Annotated in this window: 27 protein-coding genes, 1 pseudogene and 1 other annotated feature; of the genes and pseudogenes, 1 reads left to right on the forward strand and 27 read right to left on the reverse strand. The window is 38.1% G+C overall.

Going from position 1 to position 24392, the window contains the following annotated elements:
* Positions 1-28: 28 nt before the first annotated feature.
* The 9 genes from rpmB to ACLU24_RS09260 form a co-directional block, all read right to left on the reverse strand.
* Positions 29-217 carry a 50S ribosomal protein L28 gene (gene rpmB, locus ACLU24_RS09220; RefSeq protein WP_412612177.1) on the reverse strand — a complete coding sequence of 63 codons (189 nt, stop codon included), beginning with the start codon at positions 215-217 and terminating at the stop codon, positions 29-31.
* Between the two features lie 98 nt (positions 218-315).
* Positions 316-690: a 50S ribosomal protein L7/L12 gene (gene rplL, locus ACLU24_RS09225; protein WP_412612180.1), complete on the reverse strand. Its 375-nt coding sequence runs from the start codon at positions 688-690 to the stop codon at positions 316-318.
* 36 nt (positions 691-726) lie between these two features.
* Positions 727-1257, reverse strand: coding sequence for a 50S ribosomal protein L10 (gene rplJ, locus ACLU24_RS09230; protein WP_412612182.1), 531 nt, complete (start codon positions 1255-1257; stop codon positions 727-729).
* 20 nt (positions 1258-1277) lie between these two features.
* Positions 1278-1411: a sequence feature (ribosomal protein L10 leader region), on the reverse strand.
* Positions 1412-1442: 31 nt separating this feature from the next.
* Positions 1443-2135 carry a 50S ribosomal protein L1 gene (rplA, locus tag ACLU24_RS09235; RefSeq protein WP_412612185.1) on the reverse strand — a complete coding sequence of 231 codons (693 nt, stop codon included), beginning with the start codon at positions 2133-2135 and terminating at the stop codon, positions 1443-1445.
* 58 nt (positions 2136-2193) lie between these two features.
* Complete coding sequence (rplK, locus tag ACLU24_RS09240; protein ID WP_022264748.1) at positions 2194-2619, reverse strand: 50S ribosomal protein L11; 426 nt, start codon at positions 2617-2619, stop codon at positions 2194-2196.
* Positions 2620-2745: 126 nt separating this feature from the next.
* The gene (gene nusG, locus ACLU24_RS09245) at positions 2746-3270 is read right to left on the reverse strand and encodes a transcription termination/antitermination protein NusG (protein ID WP_412612188.1); all 525 of its coding nucleotides are present in this window, start codon (positions 3268-3270) and stop codon (positions 2746-2748) included.
* Between the two features lie 20 nt (positions 3271-3290).
* The gene (gene secE / locus ACLU24_RS09250; protein ID WP_412612190.1) at positions 3291-3533 is read right to left on the reverse strand and encodes a preprotein translocase subunit SecE; all 243 of its coding nucleotides are present in this window, start codon (positions 3531-3533) and stop codon (positions 3291-3293) included.
* Positions 3534-3553: 20 nt separating this feature from the next.
* Positions 3554-3703 (reverse strand): 50S ribosomal protein L33, encoded by a 150-nt coding sequence (gene rpmG, locus ACLU24_RS09255; protein ID WP_106765055.1) that lies wholly within the window; start codon positions 3701-3703, stop codon positions 3554-3556.
* 248 nt (positions 3704-3951) lie between these two features.
* Positions 3952-4908 (reverse strand): glycosyltransferase family 2 protein, encoded by a 957-nt coding sequence (locus ACLU24_RS09260; RefSeq protein WP_412612192.1) that lies wholly within the window; start codon positions 4906-4908, stop codon positions 3952-3954.
* Positions 4909-5326: 418 nt separating this feature from the next.
* Here ACLU24_RS09260 and ACLU24_RS09265 point away from each other — a divergent pair, with 418 nt between their 5' ends.
* A complete protein-coding gene (locus ACLU24_RS09265; RefSeq protein ID WP_412612195.1) occupies positions 5327-5953 on the forward strand; it encodes a hypothetical protein in 627 nt (208 codons plus the stop codon).
* Positions 5954-6483: 530 nt separating this feature from the next.
* Here ACLU24_RS09265 and ACLU24_RS09270 read toward each other — a convergent pair.
* The 18 genes and pseudogenes from ACLU24_RS09270 to ACLU24_RS09355 all read right to left on the reverse strand — a co-directional run bounded on the left by ACLU24_RS09270 (position 6484) and on the right by ACLU24_RS09355 (position 24323).
* Positions 6484-9071 (reverse strand): annotated as a pseudogene (locus ACLU24_RS09270) (TrlF family AAA-like ATPase).
* Between the two features lie 35 nt (positions 9072-9106).
* Positions 9107-10378 (reverse strand): hypothetical protein, encoded by a 1272-nt coding sequence (locus ACLU24_RS09275; protein ID WP_412612198.1) that lies wholly within the window; start codon positions 10376-10378, stop codon positions 9107-9109.
* 154 nt (positions 10379-10532) lie between these two features.
* Complete coding sequence (locus tag ACLU24_RS09280; RefSeq protein WP_412612200.1) at positions 10533-11552, reverse strand: glycoside hydrolase family 25 protein; 1020 nt, start codon at positions 11550-11552, stop codon at positions 10533-10535.
* Positions 11549-11716 (reverse strand): hypothetical protein, encoded by a 168-nt coding sequence (locus tag ACLU24_RS09285; protein ID WP_412612203.1) that lies wholly within the window; start codon positions 11714-11716, stop codon positions 11549-11551. Before ACLU24_RS09285 ends, ACLU24_RS09280 begins: the two co-directional genes overlap by 4 nt.
* A 17-nt stretch (positions 11717-11733) precedes the next feature.
* Positions 11734-11955, reverse strand: a complete 222-nt coding sequence (locus ACLU24_RS09290) for a hypothetical protein (RefSeq protein WP_412612204.1) — start codon at positions 11953-11955, stop codon at positions 11734-11736.
* A 5-nt stretch (positions 11956-11960) separates the two neighbouring features.
* The gene (locus tag ACLU24_RS09295; protein WP_412612207.1) at positions 11961-12149 is read right to left on the reverse strand and encodes a hypothetical protein; all 189 of its coding nucleotides are present in this window, start codon (positions 12147-12149) and stop codon (positions 11961-11963) included.
* Between the two features lie 14 nt (positions 12150-12163).
* Entirely contained in the window at positions 12164-12766 is a 603-nt protein-coding gene (locus ACLU24_RS09300) for a leucine-rich repeat domain-containing protein (protein WP_412612209.1), read from the reverse strand.
* A 5-nt stretch (positions 12767-12771) separates the two neighbouring features.
* Positions 12772-13059: a phage holin family protein gene (locus ACLU24_RS09305; protein WP_412612210.1), complete on the reverse strand. Its 288-nt coding sequence runs from the start codon at positions 13057-13059 to the stop codon at positions 12772-12774.
* Positions 13056-13814, reverse strand: a complete 759-nt coding sequence (locus ACLU24_RS09310) for a hypothetical protein (protein WP_412612211.1) — start codon at positions 13812-13814, stop codon at positions 13056-13058. Before ACLU24_RS09310 ends, ACLU24_RS09305 begins: the two co-directional genes overlap by 4 nt.
* Entirely contained in the window at positions 13811-13981 is a 171-nt protein-coding gene (locus tag ACLU24_RS09315; protein ID WP_412612213.1) for a hypothetical protein, read from the reverse strand. Before ACLU24_RS09315 ends, ACLU24_RS09310 begins: the two co-directional genes overlap by 4 nt.
* Entirely contained in the window at positions 13981-14322 is a 342-nt protein-coding gene (locus tag ACLU24_RS09320) for a hypothetical protein (RefSeq protein WP_412612214.1), read from the reverse strand. The genes ACLU24_RS09315 and ACLU24_RS09320 overlap by 1 nt, the downstream gene beginning before the upstream one ends.
* A 222-nt stretch (positions 14323-14544) precedes the next feature.
* Positions 14545-14778, reverse strand: a complete 234-nt coding sequence (locus tag ACLU24_RS09325; RefSeq protein ID WP_412612216.1) for a hypothetical protein — start codon at positions 14776-14778, stop codon at positions 14545-14547.
* 16 nt (positions 14779-14794) lie between these two features.
* On the reverse strand, positions 14795-15922 hold the full coding sequence (locus tag ACLU24_RS09330) for a BppU family phage baseplate upper protein (RefSeq protein ID WP_412612218.1): 1128 nt from the start codon (positions 15920-15922) through the stop codon (positions 14795-14797).
* 14 nt (positions 15923-15936) lie between these two features.
* Entirely contained in the window at positions 15937-17085 is a 1149-nt protein-coding gene (locus ACLU24_RS09335) for a phage tail protein (protein WP_412612219.1), read from the reverse strand.
* A gap of 14 nt (positions 17086-17099) precedes the next feature.
* Positions 17100-17735: a hypothetical protein gene (locus tag ACLU24_RS09340; protein WP_412612221.1), complete on the reverse strand. Its 636-nt coding sequence runs from the start codon at positions 17733-17735 to the stop codon at positions 17100-17102.
* A 14-nt stretch (positions 17736-17749) separates the two neighbouring features.
* Positions 17750-18910, reverse strand: coding sequence for a siphovirus ReqiPepy6 Gp37-like family protein (locus ACLU24_RS09345; RefSeq protein ID WP_412612223.1), 1161 nt, complete (start codon positions 18908-18910; stop codon positions 17750-17752).
* A 2-nt stretch (positions 18911-18912) separates the two neighbouring features.
* The gene (locus tag ACLU24_RS09350; protein WP_412612225.1) at positions 18913-19776 is read right to left on the reverse strand and encodes a phage tail family protein; all 864 of its coding nucleotides are present in this window, start codon (positions 19774-19776) and stop codon (positions 18913-18915) included.
* 80 nt (positions 19777-19856) lie between these two features.
* Positions 19857-24323, reverse strand: a complete 4467-nt coding sequence (locus tag ACLU24_RS09355; protein ID WP_412612226.1) for a hypothetical protein — start codon at positions 24321-24323, stop codon at positions 19857-19859.
* Positions 24324-24392: the final 69 nt, after the last annotated feature.

The following is a 24392-nucleotide window of genomic DNA, read 5'->3' on the forward strand; positions in this document are numbered from 1 at the left end:
AAGGAAGCCTTTTTCTATCGTTAGAGCATTAGACAGCTCTTGTAACCTTTCCCGAACGCAGACAACGGGTGCAGGCATTTATACGCTTAGGACTGCCATTAACAACTGCCTTAACCTTGACAACATTTGGCTTCCAAGCTCTGTTAGATCTTCTGTGTGAGTGAGAAACCTTTATACCAAAGGTAACTCCCTTTCCGCATACATCACACTTTGCCATTGTATGCACCTCCTTATGGTGTCAGCAGGATAAGCCGTGACAAATCGGCTTAATCCGCATAGAAAATCGAAAAATTAAATTATCCGGCAAGAGCCAAATTACTTAATCTCGACTTCTGCTCCAACCTCTGAAAGCTTAGCCTTGATAGCTTCAGCATCGTCCTTAGAAACAGCTTCCTTAAGTGTCTTAGGAGCTTCGTCAACGATAGCCTTTGCTTCCTTAAGACCAAGACCTGTGATCTCACGAACAACCTTGATAACCTTAATCTTCTCGCCACCAGCAGACTTAAGAACAACATCAAACTCTGTCTTCTCTTCTGCAGCAGCACCTGCCTCAGCAGCAGGACCTGCAACAACTGCAGCAGCTGCGGAAACACCGAACTCATCTTCAACAGCGTGTACAAGCTCTGAAAGCTCGAGAACTGTAAGACCCTTTAATTCTTCAACAATAGCAGTAACCTTTTCTGATGCCATGATATTTACCTCCGAAAAATGTAATTTTTAAATAAATTAAGCCTCTGCAGGAGCTTCAGCAGCTTCAGCAGGTTCGCCGTCCTTATCAACAATAGCCTGGACAGCACGAGCAAATGATGCGATAGGAGCGTTGAACGCACCAAGAACATTTGCGAGCAAGACTTCTCTTGAAGGAAGCTTTGCAAGACTATTAATCTTGTCGAGGCTGATAACCTCGCCATCAAGATAGCCTGATTTGATAGCGAACTTCTCGTGTGAATCAGCATACTTAGCAAGGATTCTTGCAGCAGCTACATAATCAGTTTCGCTTGTTGCGATAGCAGTTGTACCGTTAAGTACATCATCAAGACCTGAAAGACCTGCATTATCAGCAGCGAACTTAATAAGTGTGTTCTTAATAACAGTATAATGTACGCCTGCCTCACGAAGCTCTTTACGAAGCTTTGTGTCGTCTGCAACAGAGATACCGTGATAATCAACGACAACACCTGCAACAGAGTTCTTGATTCTATCGGTAAGGTCAGCAACTATTTGCTTCTTTTCCTCCAAAACCTTCTGACTTGGCATAACATTTCACCTCCTTGAAAATTGGCACAAAAAAAGTGCCTTACCCCTTTTCCGGAGAAAGGCACAGAAATATCGTAAATCTGGCTCTTTCCTCGGCAGGTGGGAAAACCCGTTATGCAATACCTGCTGTCTTTGGAACAGCTTGATTATTATAACACAATTTCAAACCGTTGTCAAGAGTTAAATCAGACGTATTTAGCTGTATTAATTCTGACAGATGGTCCCATTGTTGTTGTAACGGCAATGCTCTTAACATACTGACCCTTTGCAGCAGCCGGCTTTGCCTTGATGATAGCATCAAGAAGAGCATCGAAGTTCTCGGAAACCTTTTCAGCACCGAAAGAAACCTTACCGATTGGGCAGTGAATGATGTTTGTCTTATCAAGACGATATTCAATCTTACCTGCCTTAGCTTCCTTGATAGCCTTAGCGATGTCAGGAGTAACTGTGCCAGCCTTTGGGTTAGGCATAAGTCCACGAGGACCAAGAACCTTACCAAGACGACCAACAAGACCCATCATATCAGGAGTTGTGATAAGAACATCGAAATCCATCCAGCCCTCGTTCTGAATCTTTGTTGTGAACTCTTCTGCACCGACATATTCAGCACCTGCTTCTTGTGCGAGAGCAACATTATCGCCCTTGCAGATAGCAAGTACTCGTACAGTCTTACCTGTACCGTTTGGAAGAACTATAGCACCTCTAACCTGCTGGTCAGCGTGACGGTTATCAACACCAAGTCTTACATGAACTTCAACAGTTTCATCAAACTTAGCCTTACCTGTCTGTACGCAAAGTGCGATAGCTTCGTTTGCTTCATAATTCTTTGACTTGTCGATAAGCTTGAGCGAATCGACATATTTTTTACCGTGTTTCATTGGTTTGTCCTCCCTGTAGAGTGGTAAAATCGGATTATTTCCTCCCACCCGGGTTTGATCAATCGACTACTTCTACGCCCATGCTGCGAGCTGTGCCCGCAATCATGCTCATAGCTGTCTCAACGCTTGCTGCGTTAAGGTCTGGCATCTTTTGCTCAGCAATCTTCTTGACCTGCTCACGGGTAATCTTTGCAACCTTTGTTTTGTTCGGAACGCCCGAACCGCTTTCGATTCCACAAGCCTTCTTAATAAGAACGGCAGCAGGTGGAGTCTTTGTTACGAATGTGAATGAACGGTCTGCATAAACTGTGATAACAACAGGAATAATCATTCCTACGTCATTCTTTGTGCGCTCGTTAAATTCCTTCGTAAATGCCATAATGTTGACACCATGCTGTCCAAGTGCAGGACCAACAGGTGGTGCCGGGGTAGCCTTTCCTGCAGGTATCTGAAGCTTAATAAAGCCTGTTACCTTTTGAGCCATTTTCTTTGCACCTCCAAAATTCGTGGTATAAATGCGGAAAACGGATTTGCCGTTTCCTCCCACGAGGGCTTATGCCCTCAATAACAACAGACGCGGTGGCTTAGACCGTTTCTGCTATTGGCTTAATCACTCGACCGGCTCAACCTGATGTAGCTCAAGCTCTACCGGCGTCTCACGCCCGAACATATGAATGATAACTCGGACGCTATTCTTTTCCTTGTTGAGTTCATCTACTATACCGACTGAATCGTCAAACGGTCCGTCAATAATTCTTACAGAATCACCGACATTATAATTGACCTCAACATTTTTAATCTCAACTCCAAGGCGTTCTACTTCTTCATCAGTAAGCGGAACAGGCTTGGAGCTTGGACCTACGAAGCCAGTGCAACCGCGAATATTGCGGACAACATACCAGCTGTCGTCATTCATAATCATTTTAACAATAACATAGCCTGGGAAAACCTTGCGTTCAACCTCACGGCTCTTATTGTCCTTAATCTCTGTTACCTTTTCGGTAGGAACTCTGATTTCCTGAATAAGATGTCCAAGATTTCTGTTCTCTACGGTTGTTTCGAGATTAGAAGCTACTTTGTTTTCGTAGCCCGAATAAGTATGGACAACATACCATCTTGCTTCGTTGTCAGCCATAGTTTCTCCTCCGATCATACTCAGTTAGAAACATGCATAACCAAACCGAGCAGAGCGTAAAGTCCACTGTCGAGTGCGAAAATAAACGCACCGATGATGACAATAGCCAAAAGGACTATACCCATATTTTTAAAGGTAGCCTTTGGAGTCGGCCATGCAATCTTCTTGATCTCGCTTTTTGTGTCACGGAAGAATTTCTTGATTCGCCGACCTGCTCTTACGAAGATATTCGGCTTTTTTTCGTTATCGGTTTTTTTAGCCATAATTTACCTCCGTAGCGTGATCACTTTGTCTCTTTATGAAGAGTGTGCTTCTTGCAGAATCTGCAATACTTGTTCATCTCAAGTCTGTCGGGGTCATTCTTCTTGTTCTTCATTGTGTTGTAGTTTCTCTGTTTGCACTCCGTGCAGGCTAATGTAACTTTTACTCTCATGACGGCACCTCCCGGTATTTCGGAATAATTTAGCCTCCCTCTTGCAGGGAATCCTTTACTCTCTGCAATCATAAAACAGGCAGATTACCGAATCTCAGCCTGCTTTTATTATTGCAAATATTGCTTATGAAAAAGACATTCGCAATAATAAAGGGCAAAAAAATAAGCCCCTTGTGAGGTAAAATAAATATACCACATTACTTATAATTTGTCAATGCCTTTTTTCAATTTTTTGAACATTTTATTTTTTATTGGGGTTTGTATAGCTTAGGGAAATTTTTCCATATAAATACACGCTTTTTAAGACTATTTGGGGCATTTTTAGAAACTTCAAGCATTTCATCACAGCGTTTTATCTTCATAGCCGTTCTTATTGAAGATGGTTTTACACCGTTTTTCAGGAGAGTATCCACACAATTCATAATAACATCAGGAAGTTTTTCGTATCTGAAAAGCTCACAAAGTTCCCTGTTATTTCCAAATCTTGATTCAACGAACTCTGCAATTTCTCGGATAGCATCTACCCTCTCTAAAATATGTAGTTCCTTGTTATCATTGCTTTCCTTAATAGGTGCTTGATTTTCTGTATCCTTTTTAAGCTTAAATTCAGAAAAAGCCGTCTTTGGGTTAGCCAAAGCAATTTTATAAACATACTGCTCCGCATAACCTCTGCGACAATTTTCCGAAAATAAAATTTTATTTTCCTGTACAAAATCATTTCTTAGCATAATTGCAGGAATCTCAACCGAAATAATCGACCTTGCAATCGCTATTGCCAAATCCTCGCCTTTAATATTATTCAAGCCGACAGCCGTTGCCTTGGTTTCCTCATCAGAAAGCTTAGACGATGCGAATACAAAATCTGCCCCATTTTTTTCTGCAAGCTCATAATAACTTGGAATAAAATCGCTATAAAGCGTTCTTGCGAAAACAAAGGATATATACTTTCCCGATGCCTTATAAATTCCGGTATTCAAGGCACTTCCGACAGTGGAACTGCCATTTTGAAGAACAAATCCGTTCAGCTTGTTGGCTTTAATAGCATTAAGTGCATTTCTGACGGTAGAATCTGTCGAATTCATATCAATTATCAAATATTCAACATCAAGACCAACACAGTTTTTGCTTACTGATTTAATAATATTTGCAATATTTTCAGCGACATTTCTTGTTGGAATAATAACCGAAACGCTAACACTGCTCATAAAGTCAACACCCATTCCGCAATACCATATATATTCACAATATTCTCTATAAAATATTATAGCACTTTTTTGGACTTTTTGTTGTAGATTTTCAACAGCTTTTTAGATTAAATTTTATGTATATTTACCAAGTAAAAAATCTTGTATTTTTTAGTCACTTATGGTAATATATACTTGCGACACAATTCAATAGCTCTAATTATAGGATTTTTCTATCTATAATGATTTTCTTTATTCTTGCAAGAAGAATGTTTTTTACATTTGGTAAAAACACATTCTCCTTTCTTTAAGTCTTCTTGCAAGAGTAGAGTTTTAGAATTGTGTCGCAACAATCGGAGTTATGTGCTTTTCGGTGCGTGACTTCGGTTACGCACTTTTTTATTTTCTCGATTTATAAAATTTTAGGAGGAGAATACTAATGAGAAAAAACACTGTAAAAAAGATTTTAGCGGCACTTCTTGCACTTGGAATTATTTCAGCACTAACAGCTTGCAACAATTCGCAAACCACAACACAAAGTACTGCCGAATCGTCTAAATCGGTTTCCGAAAGCTCGACAGAAAGTTCACAAGAATCCTCTGCCGAATCATCAAGCGAGAGTTCTGTTGAGTCTTCTAAGGCAGTTTCTGAAAGTTCGGCTGAAAGCTCAAAAGAATCCTCCACCGAATCATCAAGCGAGAGTTCTGCGGAATCTTCTAAGGCAGTTTCTGAAAGTTCAGTAGAAAGTTCAAAAGAATCTTCCGATGAATCATCAGAAATTCCAGTATATCAAGTTGAGTCCAAGAAAGCTTCTTTCAAAGATGTAACAAGATATGGTAAAATATTAAAGACCGCTAAACTAACATCAAAGTATGGAAATGTTACCCTTCCTAAAGGTTATCTTGTAGCTATTTTGAAAGTTAATGATTCAACTTATGACATTTATTGTGTTAGTTTTTCTATAACTGTTGATGCTTCTTTAATAGAACTATTTGATGAAGATTACGAACCTGATTTTTCTCTTAGATACTGGTTCGGAATTGAAGAAGAATATTTGAATCTCTGATAAAAAATTTAAAAATGTAATAGTAAAAACCGCTTACAGACAACAACTCTGTAAGCGGTTTTTATTGCAAATTGCCATGTTATTTATATTCGAAACACTTGGTCATGAGAATATAGAAACAACTCTTCAAACCTACTCACATTTATACCAAAATTGTTATAGGACAAAGCTCATTTTAACCAAAGGGCAAAAATCACTTTCTCAGTTGCACTCATTCAATTACAATAAAATCAGAATTTTATTGACAAAATCGCTTGTATTTTCAAGGGTTTCTGCGATTCTGGGCGTAAAAAATGACCTTAAAGGAATTGCTCCTTCAAGGTCATTCGAGAATATTAAATTTTACCGATGGTTAAAAATCGGTGTTGCCCAAAAACAATATAAGTTATTCCCACTCGCTCCCTGTAAATCAATCTTAAACACTTTTGTTTATGAAATTTAGTAGGGATTATCTACATTATTTGAATTATCGGTAAAGCATACGCTATCCGATTTTTTGTTGCCATTTCGTTGCCAATACATAAGAAATTTTAATGCCAAGAAGCATAAATAAGTTGTCGCTTATCAAAAGCCTCTTTGCCACCTTCCATAATATCAACAATTTGTTTATGTGTCGAATTCAGGTCAATATTTCCTTGTACTACATCGATTTTTGTTTCTTGATACTCAACTACTAAGACCCTTTCAGAATCGCCAAGCACTGGGATGTTCGCATTATGCGTAGCAAATACGAACTGCATATGCGGTTTCTTCCGCGTAATAGCAGTAATAACCTCATCGTAGATTACCTTATTGTCAAGATCATCTTCTGGTTGATCAATAAAAATGACATCGTTATCATCTTGTGTCAATATAAACAGAATTAGTGCCGAGGCTCGTTGACCAATCGAGTGTTGCCGCAACAGCTTCCCATGATAATAGATATTTACTTTGTTTTCAACTTGCCTGCCCAATAATTCTTCGTATTGATTACGAAGTTTTTCTTCCAATTTAGCATATTCACCGGACGAAACGATTTTTTTCAGTTCGCTGCCATCGCAAATAATCCAGTCTTCTATTATCGCTGTGTAGTCGGTGAACGTATCGCAAATAGCTTGGTATTTGCTATCCGAGATTCCCGTTCCCTTGAAATCACTTTTCAATTGGGATTTGAATCCTTCTCGATCTCCCTTAAATGCGATTTCAATTCGTAGTTCTGTTTGATTCTGATTAATACGTTCAGTTTCGGCCTTATACGCATTATAGGTTGCCAACAGGACATCATTGCGTTCTCTTGCCGCCTTAGTAAATGATGTTTCTATTTTTGATTTGGAGGATGCTTCGTCACTTAGTAACTGTAACTTTTCCTTGGTCTTTTGCAACTCAGCGGTCATTTTGACAAAACTATCAACATCCAAAGTTTCATCTTTAATCTCTCTTTTAATTTCGGCAAATTCATCTGCCAAGCTATCAGTTCGCTCTTTCAAACGGGAAATTATATCACCCACACTGTTGCACTGTTTTTCAATTTCATCAATGCAGGAACCGATTTGCGTGAGTTGAACATCAATTAGAGACAATACCGCTGAAACATCTTCAAAGATGTCTGTATTAAACTCACTACTATATCCGTCCAAAGTACTTGACACAATTGAATTTCTTGAAAATACATTACGAATATCACGCAAAATCGAGTCAATTCTTTTTTTCACCGTATCAAGCTTTGTGGTGTCAGTGGTGTATCCTCTTTGCTTTTTTAGTTTATCTGCTACCCCTTTTTCTTCAAAAATCGAAAGCTTATGCTCAAGTTCTGTTTGCTGTGTAGTAGCTTCTACCATTTGCTGTGGGCATTTGCTGTGGGATTTTACTTACGTCCAGTAAACGTTCTACATTTCCGACTAATTCACTCACAAAACTATCTAAATTAGAGGGTTGACCAATTTTTCCGCTAATTAATTTTTCTAACAAACTATTTTCGTGATCAGTGCTACCGGATAGATCTTTTTGACCGAAATACTGTACCCCATCGAACAAGCTGATTGGATTAATATTTAAGTCATTGCCACTCTCATTGAGAACATTTATTTGTTCTCCAAATATTCGACTGACAAAATAGTGTTTACCATATTTATCTACTACATTCAACGTTGCTTTACCGCCAGAACCGAAAACATTTTTAACAAGTGAATCCTTGTAGTCTTTGTCCATTTGTGCGGTGAGTCCCAAAACATATCGTACCGCTTCTAAAATAGAAGATTTTCCGCTACCTCTTATGCCAATGAGCGTATTCAACTCACGAGAAAACGTAATTGTTTGTCCGTCGAACTTTCCACCTTGGAATGATATTGATTCTATAAACCCATGTTTGTTCTCTGAAACATTTTCACTAACTCTATCTCTGTAATCTTGCAAAGCAAATTTAATTGCGGAATAAGAATATTCGCCAATTTTCAAATAAGTACATTTGTCTCCCTTACCTATATCAGTAATGGATTTCGGATCGGAGCCCTCAACCAAAGCAGGCAAAAAACCGAAGCATCTCTCGAATTGATTAAGATTGTCGCGAGACCTGGATTTCTGCAAACCAAGAACACGATTTTTAAACGAAGTAAGTCCGGCCAATGATTCAAGTAAGCCACCCTTACATTCACTAAATATGCCACTATTTTGGTCTACGTGTGCGAATACCACAAAATAATCACGTCCATAGGCCTCTAACTGTTCAAATACCTTCTTTAGGTCATATATGCTTTTTACATTGCGGTTTTCGGGATTAGGGATAGTGGCAAATGCGGCTGTCAAAAATGTTTGAATATGATTACTACCATTTTCAAGCCATTCACCCGGATTAAACACAATCAGCGTGTGAATTCCGTTTGCACCTTCTTTGATAGTTAATTCCACTCCAGGCAAGATGAATATATCTTGCTTTTTTGCCGCCTTACGAATAGCCTTATATTCATCAATATCAAATTTATTATGATTTGTAATTACGCCAACACTTATATTGGCTTTTTTTTAATACAGCTACATAATCCTTCACGAAAGAATTTTGCTCACCAGTATATGTAAATTCCTTGTCCTTGTTTGTGTGTAGGTGAAAATCAGAACGGACATACTGCAATCCATTTTCAAACATCTAACCACCTCATCAATTTAGTTTTTAGCTTAATCCTATTCAAATATTTCTCGTACTGCGCTATTGAGAGATGTTTCAAGTTCACTAACATTCGCTTTATCATTAGTTTTAAAAGCACAGTGTATATTTTTAGAATACTCAGCTATTTTATTATGTAGCGGAATATTCGAGTCGAATTTTGGAATAGCTAAGTATTTCAATACATCAACTCCTCTATTAGTTGATATAGCATATCCATCAATGATTTTGACAACATCTGTGGCATTAATTACACCACAAACATAGTACGCTTCATCAATATTATTTAAGCCAAGCATAAGTACTTTCGAATCAACAACTATCGTTTTGTCTTCACTAAACAAATTTCTGTCAGCATCTGGAATGGATTCAAGATACGAACTAACTACAACTGCTGACATACTTCCAGTCTGTTCTTTCCACAATACTTTATATGGAGCATAAGTGTATTCACCAACATTGTCTAAACGATAATATGGTTGTGTACTTGCATTAAAGAATTTTCCATTTTGAATTCGACTTGCCAACAATTCATCGTGATAATAATTTAACCATTCATTTGTTTTTGGAGCTGTTTTTACAAGCTCTTTTACAGGAATACCATATTTGTATTTTCCCGAATGAGGTACTAAAATATATTCATTAGATTTCACCTGCCATTTAGCAATATTTCTTCCGCCAAGCATTGGAAATATGTAAGTTTCTTCAACTTTATCTTTATGAACACCCTTTTTAAGAAAATCTTTGCGTCGTTGTCTTTCTATACAGTTTTCTATAAGCATAAGACCATCTCGACATCTGATAGGTTTTTTTAAAAGATATATACCTTTAGCACCAGCAGGTTCTATACCCTTTCTTCCACTGTAATAGCGTGGTTTTGAGGAATCAAGAACCTTATTAGCAAATTCCATGTCGGGCAATGTCAGCCAAGAGGACTGTTTATCATTACCATCAACAGGCTGTGCCGAAAGAGTTTCGAAGTGCAATTTATTTGCTACTTCATTCCATTTTGCATGAGAATCAATCAGTGTCTTTTTTCCTATTTGCTTCCACACTTTATAAGCATTCATTGAATATACCATTTCTACGCCTTTAATAATTTTTATTGCAACAGTAGGAATAGTAAATAACTTTACATTTGAAAAATCATCAACGGCATCAATCCTGAAGGGAACATTTTGCCCAAATCGAGTAATTGAGAGTTTCCTAAAGCCCTCGCCGCCTTTAGTTGATTTTTGTAGCTTTGCAAATAAAATCCAAAAAATTTGCAAATAAAATGCAAAAAGCAATTTGGATATTTATGCGAGTTTAAATACTGCATAAACTATATTTAAAAATCATTTATGAAATAAAAAAACCGCTCTCAAAAATTAAAATTGAGAGCGGTTTTTAAATTTGTAAGGTTTATGATTTTATTTTTGTGTTTAGTTTATTATGTAGATTTTAAATTTTTAGCATATCAGTGTGGATATATTTATCCTGATTGTTATAGTGTATTACAGACCAACCATTATACTTGCCGGACTTGATAGAGCATACAACATTGAACTTATCGCCCTTGTTAATGTACGCACAAGGTTTGGTATCACTTGGCTTACTGTAAATTGGTACACCCAAAGCAGTGCCTTTCTGCCAAGCAGATAACCCTGTTCCATTGATTCTGCTGTTCTGAATATAGCCTGTTGTATTATTTGCATGAACTTTGCTCCAACCATCACCATTGTCAGAAATAAAGTCGCATACAGTTCCGATTTTAAGCGTTGTCAACTTGCGGGAGCTTCCTCCCATATCATCAAAAATTGGCTGAGAGCGAAGGAACGAAGTCTTGTTAATAACCTTTACTTTATCGCCATTTTTTGTTTTAGTTGGTTTTTTAGTTATATAATCTTTAAAAATCCAGTTTACATCAACATTTCCGGAAATGCCAGAAATCAAGCCGTTTTCTGAATACTGCCAAATTGTACATTCAAAAGCAGGTGAAGATACACCCCAGTGAGCCAACCATAAATCATATTTGCTTATTAGCTTATCTTTGTGAAGGTAACTGTTAAGCCAATTGGGGTTACAATATAACATTGGTGTATAACCGGCAGACTTAATCTTATCGCAGAAGGCAATAACAATGCTTGTAAGAGTGTCTTTGCCAAGATGAGTTTGCGAAGAATCCTCAATGTCAAAAGCAACGGGCAAATCTATCTTATAACCTTTAATTGTTTTTAAGCAAAATTCAGCCTCTTTTTTTGCTTCGGCGGCTGATTTTGCATAACTATAATGATAAATACCGCATTTAATGCCTGCCTTGATGGCGTTTTCAATGTTTCTGATAAATTTATTGTCGATTTGATTAGGATTTTCTACGCCAAAACTTGAACGAATCATAGCGTATCTTACGCCTGATTTATAGACTTTATCCCAGTCGATATTACCATTCCAAGTACTTACATCAATAAGCTTCTCTCTCATTGCAAATACCCCATTTCCCTATAATAAGCCTTTTCTGCTTTGATTTCTTCCGCTGTAATGCTGTCAATATCTTCATCAGATACATTCATACACTCTTTAATTTCGTCATTCGTTTTGCCATATGCAAGAGCCTTGATAATTTGTCTTTTAACCTGTTCTGTCATTGTAAATTACCTCACTTTTATATTTTTTGTTTTTTCCATTTGCCATTGTGCTTAATATATAGCTCGCTTGTATCTGTACACAATGCCGTGCTACCGTCTGGTGCTTTCTTTATTGAGTCCAACTTATCTACATCAGTGCTATCTAATAGATATTCTCTTGTATCGTTTTTTCTCAATTCAATACTGCCTAAATCTACTGTTTCATCATCGTTATAAATTTCGTCAGCGATTATTTTCATATTTATCACTCCTCTATTGATGATTTGATTTTAGCCTGTTGATACTCTGTATCGTCAATCTCAATAAAATCACTTGCTTTAAGAGATTTGGCAAGATAAATTTCGCCCTCGTAGACCTCGCCAGTCGAGATATTTTTGAGATGTTTGCCCTCGCTCGGCACGAGCTTAACTACTGTTACTTTTGATGTTGTCATATTATCACCTCCAGTTATGCTAAAGTCCAATTCTTATCTGTGGCGATTGCCTTTTGCTCATCACTGAGCTTTGCGAGATTAGTTGCTCCAAGTGTGAGTGTATACGCTGATTGATTTGACCTGTCTGCCAGAGCTGTCAGCATTGCTACAATCGTGTCTACGCTATATTTTGTGCTTGATGATAAATTGAGAGTGTTAGCATTAAATCCATTGCCAAGAGTAACATTTGTAAGATTTGAGCAACCAGTAAATGCTGTTGCACTAACAGTAGTAACGCCGCTTGGTATTGTAATATCAGTAAGTGCTGAACAAGAATAAAATGCATTATTTTTTATTTCTAGTACACCCGTTGAAATATCGACGCTTTTAAGACCTGAACAGAAAGAAAATGCTGATACTTCTATAGTTTTTATGGTGTTTGGAATAGTTATATTTGTAAGCTTAACACAGGAGTAAAACATACCCTGCCTAATCTTCGTCCAGCTCTTAGGCACAATAAACTCCGTAACAGTACCCGTCAGCACGCTCTCATACAAGTCAGACTGCTGCTTATACTTATCCGCCTCTCGCTCTGACTGCTTGATTTTGCAGTGCATTGCGATTTCTCTTAGTGTCATATATATCAATCATCCTTTTTTATTTGTTTATAAATTTGATTTGCATAAACACTCGCCCCGGCACAAAGTATACCTTGTGTAATTGCGGCGAATATTGCAGCCCAAACATCTTGCATGGATGTTATCTGAGTAATAGACAGTAAATATATTGTAGATAAAATAATGCCAGCACAACCAAGTACAATAGGTATATACTTGTCAGGCATTATACACTTTTTAAGTGCTACGCCAACCAAGTATAATACTGGTATAAGTATCATCAGTTCAGGTTTTATAAAATCAGTTATATTCAATGTAATCTCTCCTTAACTTTAATCAATGTATTAGTGTCAAACGCAAAATATCTTACGCTATCAATCATCAAAATATTTTTTGCTACAACATTCGAGCAATCACATACATTTTTCATATCGTGTTCCGCAATATTGCTTTTAAACAGCACCTTACTCTCTATGATTTCAACATCGTCACCCCTTGAGTAATTCAAGCGGTTCACGCTTATCTTATAAACCTCATTTTTGTTGCTCTCGTCCGTCCTCAAAAGTTCTGCCGATAATGCCGGCTTTGACGCAGCCGGTTCATTTGGAATTAACGATACGACATTAAAACCATTTTCATGATAAGAAAAAACATTGTAACTGTAACTATTTGTCATATCAGAATTATAGTTTCCAAATATCATAGCTATTGCGTTATCATTCGATACGAAAATCATTTTCCAAGTTCTTGTTGCCACAGCATCAATGTTATAAAGTGTATTACTGTAATATACCTTTGCACCGTTTGTAACGGTATCGTTTACAACCTGTTCCATATACCAATAATTTACCGACTGAGATTTTACCTCTCTGGCAAATCTTAGCTTATAGCAACCGTTCACATTAAAAACCACCTTCACCTTGTGTGATGTATCCTCGTTTGCAAACTCTGCGTCAATGTCTGTTTCGCAAACTATCCTGCTGTCTGCTGATGTTAATTCATCGACAACAGCTTTTATGAAGTCTTTTTCTGTGCCGTATATGCTTATTGATTTATTTATGTAACTCATTCTGTTTCCTCGCTTTCATACACAATTGGAGTTATTCTCGATGTTGTTTTGATAAGCTTGTCAAAGTAATTTGCGGTTTTTATGTAGTGGTCTGACTTGCCGCCGCTGGGTTTATTGAGTTTGCCTGATAGATGTTGCACCTGTTTTATTTGTCCTTGCAAAATCATTATGTAACCTCCTTTTGCGTTACCGCTGGAGTTATTATGCATTGACTGCAAGGTATTATCATAAAATAATCACCGTCTGCGGTCTGTAAGCCTATATCATAGCGATAATCCTTAAATTCCATCTTTTGAGTATCTTCAGGTTTAAGCGAAATCAAGTAACCATTTTCTTCTCTGTTTTCTGCTGTAATTACCTTTTTTATAAGATACTCATCACTTTCTATATCAAATTTCACTCCAAAAATAAGATTTTCTCCATCTTCAAGATGATATATCGTCCCATCATCATTTTGAATAATCAGAATAAACGATATCGTTGTACCTCGTGTAATTTCTAATTTCATATTTTCTCCTTAATCTAAAATAAATGCCAAAAAGTGTATCACTAAACCTTACAATTTAACGATACACTATTCGTTCAGAAAGATTATATTTTTTAGCAAGTTCAGAAATATACTGTGATTAAGATTATAATAGGTACTATAAGTGCATCTAAATATGTTACGAGTACAGCAAAGCTGATACAGTCAGTTTTGCTGCTACAATAATTTTGAAATCCATAGCAATCATTCCTTTTCTTCTATTTCATCACCCCAAACAGCAATAATACCGCTGAAATAAGGCTCAGGAACTTCTGCGGCAAGCTCTGTGCGACCATCGTTTGAATTAGCATAAGCCTTGCGTGAAGGCAAGCCGAGAGTGGTTTCTGTACCGTTATCCTCGATGAGTACACGCTGAGTTTTAACTGATACGCTTTCTGTTGTAAGATTATCTACTGTAATAACATTCTTAATTTCCATAATAAAACCTCCAAAATTAAACTAAATATGTGCCTGTGATTATGATTGATTTATTAGCGATAGAATTTTGCGATGAAATCTTTATACAAGTATCAGCACTATCATCAACCATAATAATTGCCTTAGCCATTGTAGTATCATCATTAACATAAACACTCAATGACGCTGTAACTTTTCTTGCGATTGGCAAGCCGTATATATTCGCTGATTTATTAAAATCACTGCCGAATACTATCTGAGTATTAACCATAATAGTATTTCCGTCATAGACATAGCCCGCATTTTTAACTGTTATAGTACCCTCTTTTACAGTTGGAGTCCAAGTTCCCGTTTCTGAAACTGTTGTAGGCTGGGATACTATTTTATTCCAATCGTTCCAGGATTTAGCTGTATAGTCATAATCTCTTATACAGATTTCACCATAGTAGGGTGAAATCGCTATCTGTGTTATGTAAGACTCTGAAGCGCAAGCGATAATATAAAGTTTATATGCTCGACTTGCAAAAGGCGAATTTGTAAGGCTTGCTATAACCGAATTAGGCACATCATATGTACCGGCGGTGAGATAACTATTTAAATTTGCATTTGCCGGAATAGCTGTTGCAAGACTTATTGCCGCTCCACCGAGATTATTGAGAGCTGCAAGTGCCGTTGTTGCGCCCGTACCGCCAAGCTTAATTGGCTGCGTTTGGCTCGAAACCTCATCAATGCGATTGCTCGTGTTTGCAACATCTGCAAGAGCATTTTGCAAGGCACTAAAATCGTTTTCACGCTCGACAACTTCGGTTGAAAGTTTTGCATCAACAACGCAATTAAATCTTGCGGAAGTAAGGATTTCCTTATTTGTGCCATAGACGGTGATTTCACATTCGAGGGTTGTTGCGACAGAAAGAACAGAGGCTGTAAGCTCTGCAACTATAATGCCATCAACGATTGTGCAGTTAGTGACCGCAATGGTTTCTTTAGCCTTTTTGTCGTATGCTGTGAGCGTTACACGCTCCTTGTTGAGTACAATAGGCTTATTATCGGCAGTAAGTACTATGTCAATGTATCTTGACTTGTCGTCGTACTGCTTTGCGATAATCGCCTGAGTGCTGTTCTGTGCATTGACATTCAATGTCAGTGCGTAGTGTGGTATTTGCATAATAATTCCTCCATTTAAGTTTTAGTTTTCCAAGTTCCGCCAATCTTGATTAACACCTTTTTCGCCTTTTTCCATTCACCGTTTATTTTCACAAAAACAGCTTTTGAAGATTTCCACTCACCACCTACCCTAAGCTTGAGATTATCAGTTGTTATAGACGGCACAACCGTATAAACAACCTCGTCCGACCATTCAGAAAAAAGTCCCGAAGTTCCCTTTGCCCTGACAGCGTATTTCAATATACCGGACGCATCATAAACCGTAAAAGCAGTATAATTGCTCGGCGTGGTAGTTTTATTCTGTGCAGTTGTAGGATCGAGTTTCGCCCAAGAAGTCCACGATTTACCGCCATCTGAACTATATCTCACCCTGACCTCATAATAAGAAGTCGTACCAGACCAAGTAAGATTTATCGGGTCAATACGCTTTCCAGATGTGGCTAAAAGCTTGAGATTTGTTGGCACAGTAGGAGCAGAAACACAAGTATACTTAATGCTTCCGCTTGTTGAAGTAAGTCCACGAGCATTAGTCGCACGAACCCTGAAATATACTGAACTACTATTTGAGTAGCCGTTTGAGGAAGGTATGAAACTTACAGATTTTGCTGTTGTAGTGGAGATAGTCTTCCAAGACATATTGTCACTGCTGTGTTGATATGTATATTTTCCTGCTCCGCTGTTGCCCCACGAACACGATGCACTTATTATTAAAGCCTGAGTGCTTAAACCTGCACTCAGGCTAAGACTTGCCTTTACATTGCTTGGAGCTGTGCCTGCTGGTACAGCAAGGGTGCGATCTCCGCTCGATATGCTCGCCGAAATCTGTGTAGAATAGAACTTTATACTTGCTGAAACGGTATGTGCTGATGTAACGCCTGTCACCGAATACCACCCTGTGCTTGAAGGCAGATATTTTACCAATGGTGAAGACCACTGTGAAGGTGAAGCGTCTTTGAGAGTTATACCGTTTGCAACCGTTTTGCCTGCCAGAATGGCGGTGCATTTGAGATTATATCCGAAATAGCTTAAACCTGTAATCGGCGCAATGCTTATCTTAAAGCGGTAATATACGGTTGAGCCGCTGCGTTTTGTTTCTGATGTCGAAACGGTAAATTTAATAGCAGGAGTCGTCAGCAAGGTATATGTTGTTTGTAAGTCTGCCATATCATCACCAACCTTTAATATTGAATATAAATATCACCGTTGTTGCCAACCGCAGAACTCGGTCCGCTTGTGCCATAGCGAATAGGCTTGTTGCTGAGATTTGCGTAATTGCTGTAATATGAACCGTGTTGTCCGTCGAGGAGGTCGGAATCAAGCTTAGAACCCGAGCCACTCACCTCAAGAAGCTTTGAAAGAAGTTCATTAGAGCTTATATCAGCCTTGCCTGTAACCTTTGAGGCTGTGCGCTTGTCAACAACAGCCTTTGCGGTAGTAGAGTTTGCAGCGACCGTTACCTGTGCAAGGGCTATTTCATAAATATCTCCGCTTGTTGCGAGAGCCGTGCCTGATTTATAGTCAACTGTAATATTTCTTGCCTCACTTCCGAGATTAAGTCTGAGAACCACTGTGTCAGTGCGTTCTGATGCGCTTGATGAGATAGTAAGAGTCTTTGCGGAATCGAGCTTATACCAATAACCGTTGACAATTGCTGTCCCTGCACTCACCGAAAGACCACTCGACACCGTGCTAACTTCCAAGCCTGAAATAACTCCGTTTGTAAAAAATGTATTCCAAACCTCCGCCATATCCGCAGCGTCGTAAAGTCGTTCATCGCCTGTCGTACTGTTAAAAAATCTTGATTTTTCTGCCATTTTTATCACTCCTTTCAGCGTACTGTTGGTTTGATTTTCTTAATCACTCGCCAAAGCCTTTCGGGAGAAGTTCCGAGCGTAACGGTTATTTGCGAGGAATCAGTTTCGTAGCTTTCGCTTACCTCGGTAATTCTTAAATCCTGCATAAGTCCGATTTCTCTGTCGCTGACCGTTACTAAATCACCAAGATTCCAATGTTTGAGATATTCGAAAGAACCACCCTGAGCGATTTCAGCTGTAAGCGTTTCCGTAAGTTTATATTCCTTAAGCTTGTGCTTACCCTCGGCGGAAAGCGAAATTGTCGTATCCGTTTCAGCGACTTCAAGACTTCCGCAATCTTCGAAAACTTCAAAGCGGTTCAAGCCTTTTGGAATAGATTTATCGTTTGTGACGGCGAGATAAATTCTATCAAAATCTTCTCCGACACCGCCGCAGTAGGCAAGATTCTTAAAACCGCTTTGGTCGTATGAATAGGTCAGACTGTCAATGCTTTCATAATCCCTCGACAGAATAACACGGCTGTTTGCGCTTTGACTTACAGACCTGTCAATGCCCGGAACATAGTCAAAAATCAGCTTGCTGTTTTTGAGATCAATGTAAATTTCCCAACCGCAATCGCAGTATTCGGATACTGATTGCAGAATTTCGTTAAGAGGGTCGTACCTTGCAAGCCAATTTGTTTTTAAGCCTCTGCCTTTTGTGGAGGCTATATTGATATTGCTTTGGCGAGACTCATCAAGTGCATAATAGGCTGGTCTTGTGGTATCTGAACCAAGACAAGCCCCCGCAAAAATTTTAATAATCGTTTCGGCAGGCAGTGTCTTAGCTGAAGCAGTTGCACTTGGCAGAGCGAGATATCCACCATTTGCCTTAAGCGTACTTGGAATTATGACGCGCTGAGTGGTAAAACCGTCAAGCGTCTGACCGGTTACGGTTGTCGATATACCATTCATATCGACCGTCTTTGTTACTGAACGGATAATCCCTGAACGGTGTCCGTCATTATCAAGCATAATCAAATTTCCGACAGAAATATTCTTCTGATTGCCGAGTATATGCAATTCAAAAGAGCCTACACCTTGCCACGAGCGACTAAGCTGTAAGCTCGTATACAAATCTATTTCATTCAATAATTGCAGGTCCGGCGAAAGAACCTTAATACTTGGTATCTCCATAATCAAACCCCCGAATAAAACTCACTGTAAACTATCTTAACTGCTGTTGATTGACTGTCATCTCCGCTATCATAACTTATGATATTTTCGCCCGGCTGTAGTTCCCAGAAAACTGATGCAGGGTCTATATATTGAAAAGCGTCCTTTGTAGATTTGCCCGTTTCTGCGATTCTCACGCTCTTACTGCCTCGTGTCGTTACAATTACCAGTCTTTGTGTCTCAGTCAAATCCTGCTCTATAGCTATATACCGACCTGTGGTTTTGTTTGTTATTTTAGGCTTAGTTGCCGAGCCATAAATCGTTATTGTTACAGGGGCAGGGACAGAGCCTTGATAATCAATAGTGACCTCGTTTTTCAGACTTGCGAATTTAATTGGAAACACAAACGGATACTTAAAGCCCTCACCTTTGATATATCCGATTTCCTCTGTATGGCTCGATATGCTTCGCCAATACGGTGATGGACACCAGAAAGTTATATCGGCTTTATTGTAATTGCGTATACGTTCTGTGAAATTCGGTGGCAGACGGGGGATTGCCTGGGTGCGGACATAAATATAATCATTGCGATAATAGAGCCAACCGAGCTTACTTGTCGGGGTAAGCTTGCGGATAAGTTCATATCTTTGTGCGTACATATCCTGACGGTCCATTCCGTGAACATACACTGTGCAGGACATTTCTCTTGGTTCAATGCGTATTCCCTGCATATATGCACCATCCATACCGGGGATAGTGCTTGAAATAATACTTGCCTCCACACCGCCGACGCCTGATAGCGTTGAAAGAATATAAGGTTCTGCGGTAGTTAGATGAACATATGTAGACGGTTTTGAGAGACTTCCACCCGGTGGAACATAAATCATTCTTTGCGTTTTAACCACCTCTTTTAAAATTGCAAAAAAATAAGACCGTAAACAGTCTTTAATACTTGTTTATAGATTGATTAAATGCCATTTGAAATTTGTTGCGCGAGAGCCTGATTCGTTCTATCGAGTTGGCGGCGTGTTTCAACCGGGCTCTCAACAGGCTGATTGAAATTAACTGTTTGCTGTACTGTAACCGATTTTGAGGCAGTCGGTTTTTGAGAAGTCTGTGAGGAATTTTGGCTTGCCCAGAACCTATCCGCCGATGCGTTGGCGGTATTCGCCATTTGTCTTTGGTATGCTTCAATTTTTCCGAAAACGCTGTCAACATATGCAGAAATATTATCCATCTTAGCTTTCATACCGTTATAAAGTGCATCGCCAATGGTATTTCCGGCAATCTCATAATCAGAAGCATAGGATTTTATCAAGCTTATAATCTGTTTTTGCGTACTGTCTGCGATAAACTTCTGAGCCTGAGCCTTGAGTGAAAAAGAATCTGTTAGCTTATCATATTTTTCACCAATCTTATCAAGCTGTTTTTTCAAACTTTCCTGAGTTGCTTGAGATTGTCCCTTGACAGCCTCAATTCTTCCCTCAAGGGCTTTCTTCTTAGCCTCACGCTGTTCTTCGGCGAGGCGTTCGGCTTCTTCCTTGTCAAGACGAGCAAGCTCTTTTTGCAACTGGGTACGGTTGTAATCGTCCTTTTCGTAGGCTAATTGCAATTCGGTTTGTTGACGCTTATTTTCGTATTCCTGTCGCTTATTCTCACTTTCTTGTTTATTCGCAAGCTCATCGAGTGCATCAATTTCGCCCTGAATAGCTTCAACTGTTTTATCTTCCCAGTTCTGCCAGCTTTCGATTGAATCATTGATTCTGTCCTCCTCAAGTTTTCGCTGTTCCTCATATTTTTCTTTCAAAGCTTCTGTAACAGCGTCGGCGAGAGTGTTTATACTGCTGATTTCATCGTCCTTGAGCGATTTCTTGAGGTTGTATATTTTAATCTCAAGCTCCATACGCTCATCAGCAGTCATCTTATATTTTTGCCTTATTTGCTCAAGTTGTCTGAGTTCCTGCTGAGATGACATTTTACCAAGTGACTTCTTATTCTCAATGCCCTTATATGCTGCCTGTAAAGCTTTTGTATTAGCAGCTTCCTCATCAGCCTGCATTTGTTTCTTGGCATTATACAAACGCTTTTCCATGTCCATTTGTTCATCGGAATTTTTCCTGTACTTGTTATTTATCCTGACAAGCCAGTTATATTCCTGCTTTGAAGTAAGCTGACCGAGAGCCTTTTTGTGTTCAAGCCTTTTAAGCTCGTTTGCAAGAGCCTGATTAGTGTCAGAACCGCTCCTGCCTGACGAGTTGCCATAAGTGTTCACATTAAGATTTTTTACAGCATTAATACGAGCCTGAGCCTGTTTGATATTTTGCTGAATCTTATTATATTCTTGCTGATTTTTCGCAAGAGTAGCACTCAAAGCATTTGTTGCAAGGTTAGCAATTGCCGACATACCCATAACCTGACCAAGCATTTTATATGCATTTATCTGTGATTGTATATTATTTATAACGCCTTTAGTTTCATCTGCACTTGCTTGAAGATTAGCTATTGTACGCTTTTGAGTGAGAATATAATCACTTTTCTTTGCATCAAAAAGCTGCTTAAGCACATTTGCTTGCTCTTTGCCAAGCTTGCCTTCATTAGCCATAGCAGTAGCAACAGTAGGATACTTGTCGATTAGCTGTATCATTGTATCAACATCAAGTTGTTTGCCTTCGTTGAGTGTTTGATATGCAGAGGCAAGATTCTTGATTTCGCTTGACATACTCGACCAATTCAACTCTTGTTCGCTGGATTCTATCTGTAAATTTTTGTAGATTTCAAGTTCTGCATTGACCTGAGCAAGTTGTTTAGCAATCTTATCTTTTTTGGCGGAATCTTTTTGTTCAAGCTCAAGCTCCTGCTTTTTAATGGTCAGCTTTTTAATCAGTGCCTGCTGTTCTTTCTCATAAACCTCCTTGATTTTTTCTCCGTTTTTAAGAGTTAAGTCGCCAGTTTCGCTGATATAGTTTGCTAATTCTGGATATTGCTTGCAAAGGCTTTGTAATGTGCCATTGTTCAACTGTCCACCTGCAGATACTGTTTTATATACAGACGATAAATTAGACATCTTGTCGGTATATGTATCAATGGTGTCCTGTATGTCAGCCATACCACTTTTGTAAATTGCAATTTCAGCATTTATTTCATTTATGCGGTTCTTAATTTGATTCTGTTCCTCACGGAATACGGACATACCAGCATAGGTATTTGATTTTTTCTCAAGTTCATTTTTTTCATCTTCAAGAGTGGAAATCAAAGCTTTCTTTTGATTCTCAAACGATTCCTTAATTTTTTCACCGTTTGCAAGAGTGAAGTCGCCTGTTTGATTGACATAATCGGCAAGTTCGGGGTATTTTTCCATAAGCTGGCTAAGATTATCAGCGCTGAGCTTTTCACCACTGCTTACACTTTGATATGCTGACGATAAATCAGACATAGAATTAGAATATTCCTCAACCTTATCAATACTATTGCTCATAATATCGTTTAGTGTTTCAAAAAGGCTCTTGTTCTCTTCACCACTGTTTTGGGATATTTCTTGCTGTTTTTCATATTCTTTGATAATGGTATAATAATCGTTTATTTTTTCTTCTTTTTCGCTTTTGTACCAATCAAGAGTTTCACTCAATACAGCTAAATCTGGGGAATCCTCACCTTTTAGATTTTTAATTTCTCTATACAATTCTTCAAGCTTATCTTTAGCTTCTTCATTATTTAGAGTTATTTTTAACTCCTGACCTGGAAGATCTACAATTGAACCCGCAAATTTTTCTTCTATTAACTTTTTTACATCTTCATCAACTAATTTATATTTAGATATTGATTGATACCAACCCATTGCGCCTGATTCGGGAGTTACAGCTCTACTAACACTATATGTTGATGTTTCTTTTAATTTCTTTTGAGCGTTATCATAAGAGCTTTCATTTTCAAGGAGATACTGGTCGGCTTTTTCTTTTGCAAGTTTTTTGATTTCTTTTCTTTGTTCCGATAAACTTCCTGTAACAATATTTATAGATTTTGCTTCTTCACCATATTTTTCAATAAGTTCTTTTTGCAAATCCAACAGATTACTTTTTATCTCAATTTCATCACTGTGAGATAAATTAGCTATATCAAGTTTTGTTTTTAAGGATACATATTCATCAGATAAATCATTTAATCCTTCACGAGTATTTTTTGCTTCTTCTGCTGTTTCCACAGCTTTCTGGCGAGCTTCTTCTTCGGCTTGCTGTACTTTTTCGACTTCATTTATAACAAGGCTTGCCACAACGCCGATACCTGCCACAATAGCAGTACCCCATGCAACTGGTGCGGAAGCTCCAGCTGTCATAGCTTGCTTTGCAGCATTTACTTGTGTAATTATCTCTCCTATACTATCAACTGCATCTGGAGCAATAGAATTAAATGTACGCAAAGATGTTGTTGCAAGATTAATGCTTCCAGCAAAATTTTTACCTGCTTGATTATTTGCTAATTTTTTATTAAGCTCATCTTGCTTTTTAGCAGATTTTTGCACAGCTTCGGTTTGTTTTTCATAATTTTTGACATTCTTTTTGACAACAGTATCCATTTGTGTATAAGTGTTGTCAAACTGGGCTTCAAGAGACTTAATTGTATTTGCTTGTTTATCCATTGAAGCAGTCATTTTATCGACTTCTGATGTATTACCTTGTTTTTCTGCTAACAATTTTGCTTTTGCAAGTTCTTGATATTGCTTTTGAGCTGTTTCAATTTTACTTGATAATACATCAAGGTTATTTTGATACTTTTTAAGATTATCTACGTCTTGAAAACAAGATGATATAATTTGTTCAGCTTTTTCGCCAGATATGCCAAGTTTGTTTAAAACATCTCGTATATAGTCTATTGTATCAGCGTATGATTGTGCATTTAAAGTAACCTCTTCTGTAACTACCTCTGGTAAGGATACACCGGATAAATTATTGATTTCATTTTCTGCTTGTACAACTTTTAACATAGATGATACATAGCTATCAAGCTGAGCTTGAATTTTTGTATACATCTGATTTAGCTGTTCAATAGCATTATTTGTGCGTTCTATACCTTCTGTATCATTAATTGCAGAAAATGTTCTTTTTTGAGTTTCGCAATTTTCTATTTTCTCTGATAAATCCTCTAAAGCTGTACTGTAATGTTGCACTATTGCAACATTAAAAGTATCTTTGTCAATAAGTCCTTTAAAATCATTTTTTATTATATCTGCTGATTTTTCAGCTGATATACCGAGACTTTCAAGCGAACCTTGTAAGTAGCTAATAGACATATCATCAAGTTCTGGTTTTATTTGAGGTTTTGTTACTCTATTTCCAAGAGTTTCAAGCTGTTCTTGAATTTCATCTGCATCTTCACGAGCTTGTTTTGTTTCAAGCACTATTTCGGCAACAATTTTACCTGCATCTATTTCGTCTGCCATTAAATCATCTCCATTTCTTAAAAATAGGCAAACTAAAAGCACCCTCATATGAGAGTGCTTAGATAATTG

Origin of the sequence: Pseudoruminococcus sp. (genome assembly GCF_047012705.1) — a bacterium.
Lineage (GTDB): Bacteria > Bacillota > Clostridia > Oscillospirales > Acutalibacteraceae > Pseudoruminococcus.

What these genes read in the sequence shown, in the direction of transcription:
- ACLU24_RS09290 (WP_412612204.1), bottom strand. Translation starts at nt 11,955, where the DNA reads ATGAAAATAATCGCTGACGAAATTTATAACGATGATGAAACAGTAGAT.
- ACLU24_RS09340 (WP_412612221.1), bottom strand. Translation starts at nt 17,735, where the DNA reads ATGGCAGAAAAATCAAGATTTTTTAACAGTACGACAGGCGATGAACGA.
- ACLU24_RS09345 (WP_412612223.1), bottom strand. Translation starts at nt 18,910, where the DNA reads ATGGAGATACCAAGTATTAAGGTTCTTTCGCCGGACCTGCAATTATTG.
- ACLU24_RS09295 (WP_412612207.1), bottom strand. Translation starts at nt 12,149, where the DNA reads ATGACAACATCAAAAGTAACAGTAGTTAAGCTCGTGCCGAGCGAGGGC.
- ACLU24_RS09310 (WP_412612211.1), bottom strand. Translation starts at nt 13,814, where the DNA reads ATGAGTTACATAAATAAATCAATAAGCATATACGGCACAGAAAAAGAC.
- ACLU24_RS09330 (WP_412612218.1), bottom strand. Translation starts at nt 15,922, where the DNA reads ATGCAAATACCACACTACGCACTGACATTGAATGTCAATGCACAGAAC.
- ACLU24_RS09320 (WP_412612214.1), bottom strand. Translation starts at nt 14,322, where the DNA reads ATGAAATTAGAAATTACACGAGGTACAACGATATCGTTTATTCTGATT.
- rplJ (WP_412612182.1), bottom strand. Translation starts at nt 1,257, where the DNA reads ATGCCAAGTCAGAAGGTTTTGGAGGAAAAGAAGCAAATAGTTGCTGAC.
- ACLU24_RS09350 (WP_412612225.1), bottom strand. Translation starts at nt 19,776, where the DNA reads ATGATTTATGTTCCACCGGGTGGAAGTCTCTCAAAACCGTCTACATAT.
- rplA (WP_412612185.1), bottom strand. Translation starts at nt 2,135, where the DNA reads ATGAAACACGGTAAAAAATATGTCGATTCGCTCAAGCTTATCGACAAG.
- ACLU24_RS09280 (WP_412612200.1), bottom strand. Translation starts at nt 11,552, where the DNA reads ATGAGAGAGAAGCTTATTGATGTAAGTACTTGGAATGGTAATATCGAC.
- ACLU24_RS09325 (WP_412612216.1), bottom strand. Translation starts at nt 14,778, where the DNA reads ATGGAAATTAAGAATGTTATTACAGTAGATAATCTTACAACAGAAAGC.
- nusG (WP_412612188.1), bottom strand. Translation starts at nt 3,270, where the DNA reads ATGGCTGACAACGAAGCAAGATGGTATGTTGTCCATACTTATTCGGGC.
- ACLU24_RS09315 (WP_412612213.1), bottom strand. Translation starts at nt 13,981, where the DNA reads ATGATTTTGCAAGGACAAATAAAACAGGTGCAACATCTATCAGGCAAA.
- secE (WP_412612190.1), bottom strand. Translation starts at nt 3,533, where the DNA reads ATGGCTAAAAAAACCGATAACGAAAAAAAGCCGAATATCTTCGTAAGA.
- ACLU24_RS09285 (WP_412612203.1), bottom strand. Translation starts at nt 11,716, where the DNA reads ATGACAGAACAGGTTAAAAGACAAATTATCAAGGCTCTTGCATATGGC.
- ACLU24_RS09265 (WP_412612195.1), top strand. Translation starts at nt 5,327, where the DNA reads ATGAGAAAAAACACTGTAAAAAAGATTTTAGCGGCACTTCTTGCACTT.
- ACLU24_RS09335 (WP_412612219.1), bottom strand. Translation starts at nt 17,085, where the DNA reads ATGGCAGACTTACAAACAACATATACCTTGCTGACGACTCCTGCTATT.
- rplL (WP_412612180.1), bottom strand. Translation starts at nt 690, where the DNA reads ATGGCATCAGAAAAGGTTACTGCTATTGTTGAAGAATTAAAGGGTCTT.
- ACLU24_RS09300 (WP_412612209.1), bottom strand. Translation starts at nt 12,766, where the DNA reads ATGACACTAAGAGAAATCGCAATGCACTGCAAAATCAAGCAGTCAGAG.
- rpmB (WP_412612177.1), bottom strand. Translation starts at nt 217, where the DNA reads ATGGCAAAGTGTGATGTATGCGGAAAGGGAGTTACCTTTGGTATAAAG.
- ACLU24_RS09355 (WP_412612226.1), bottom strand. Translation starts at nt 24,323, where the DNA reads ATGGCAGACGAAATAGATGCAGGTAAAATTGTTGCCGAAATAGTGCTT.
- ACLU24_RS09260 (WP_412612192.1), bottom strand. Translation starts at nt 4,908, where the DNA reads ATGAGCAGTGTTAGCGTTTCGGTTATTATTCCAACAAGAAATGTCGCT.
- rplK (WP_022264748.1), bottom strand. Translation starts at nt 2,619, where the DNA reads ATGGCTCAAAAGGTAACAGGCTTTATTAAGCTTCAGATACCTGCAGGA.
- rpmG (WP_106765055.1), bottom strand. Translation starts at nt 3,703, where the DNA reads ATGAGAGTAAAAGTTACATTAGCCTGCACGGAGTGCAAACAGAGAAAC.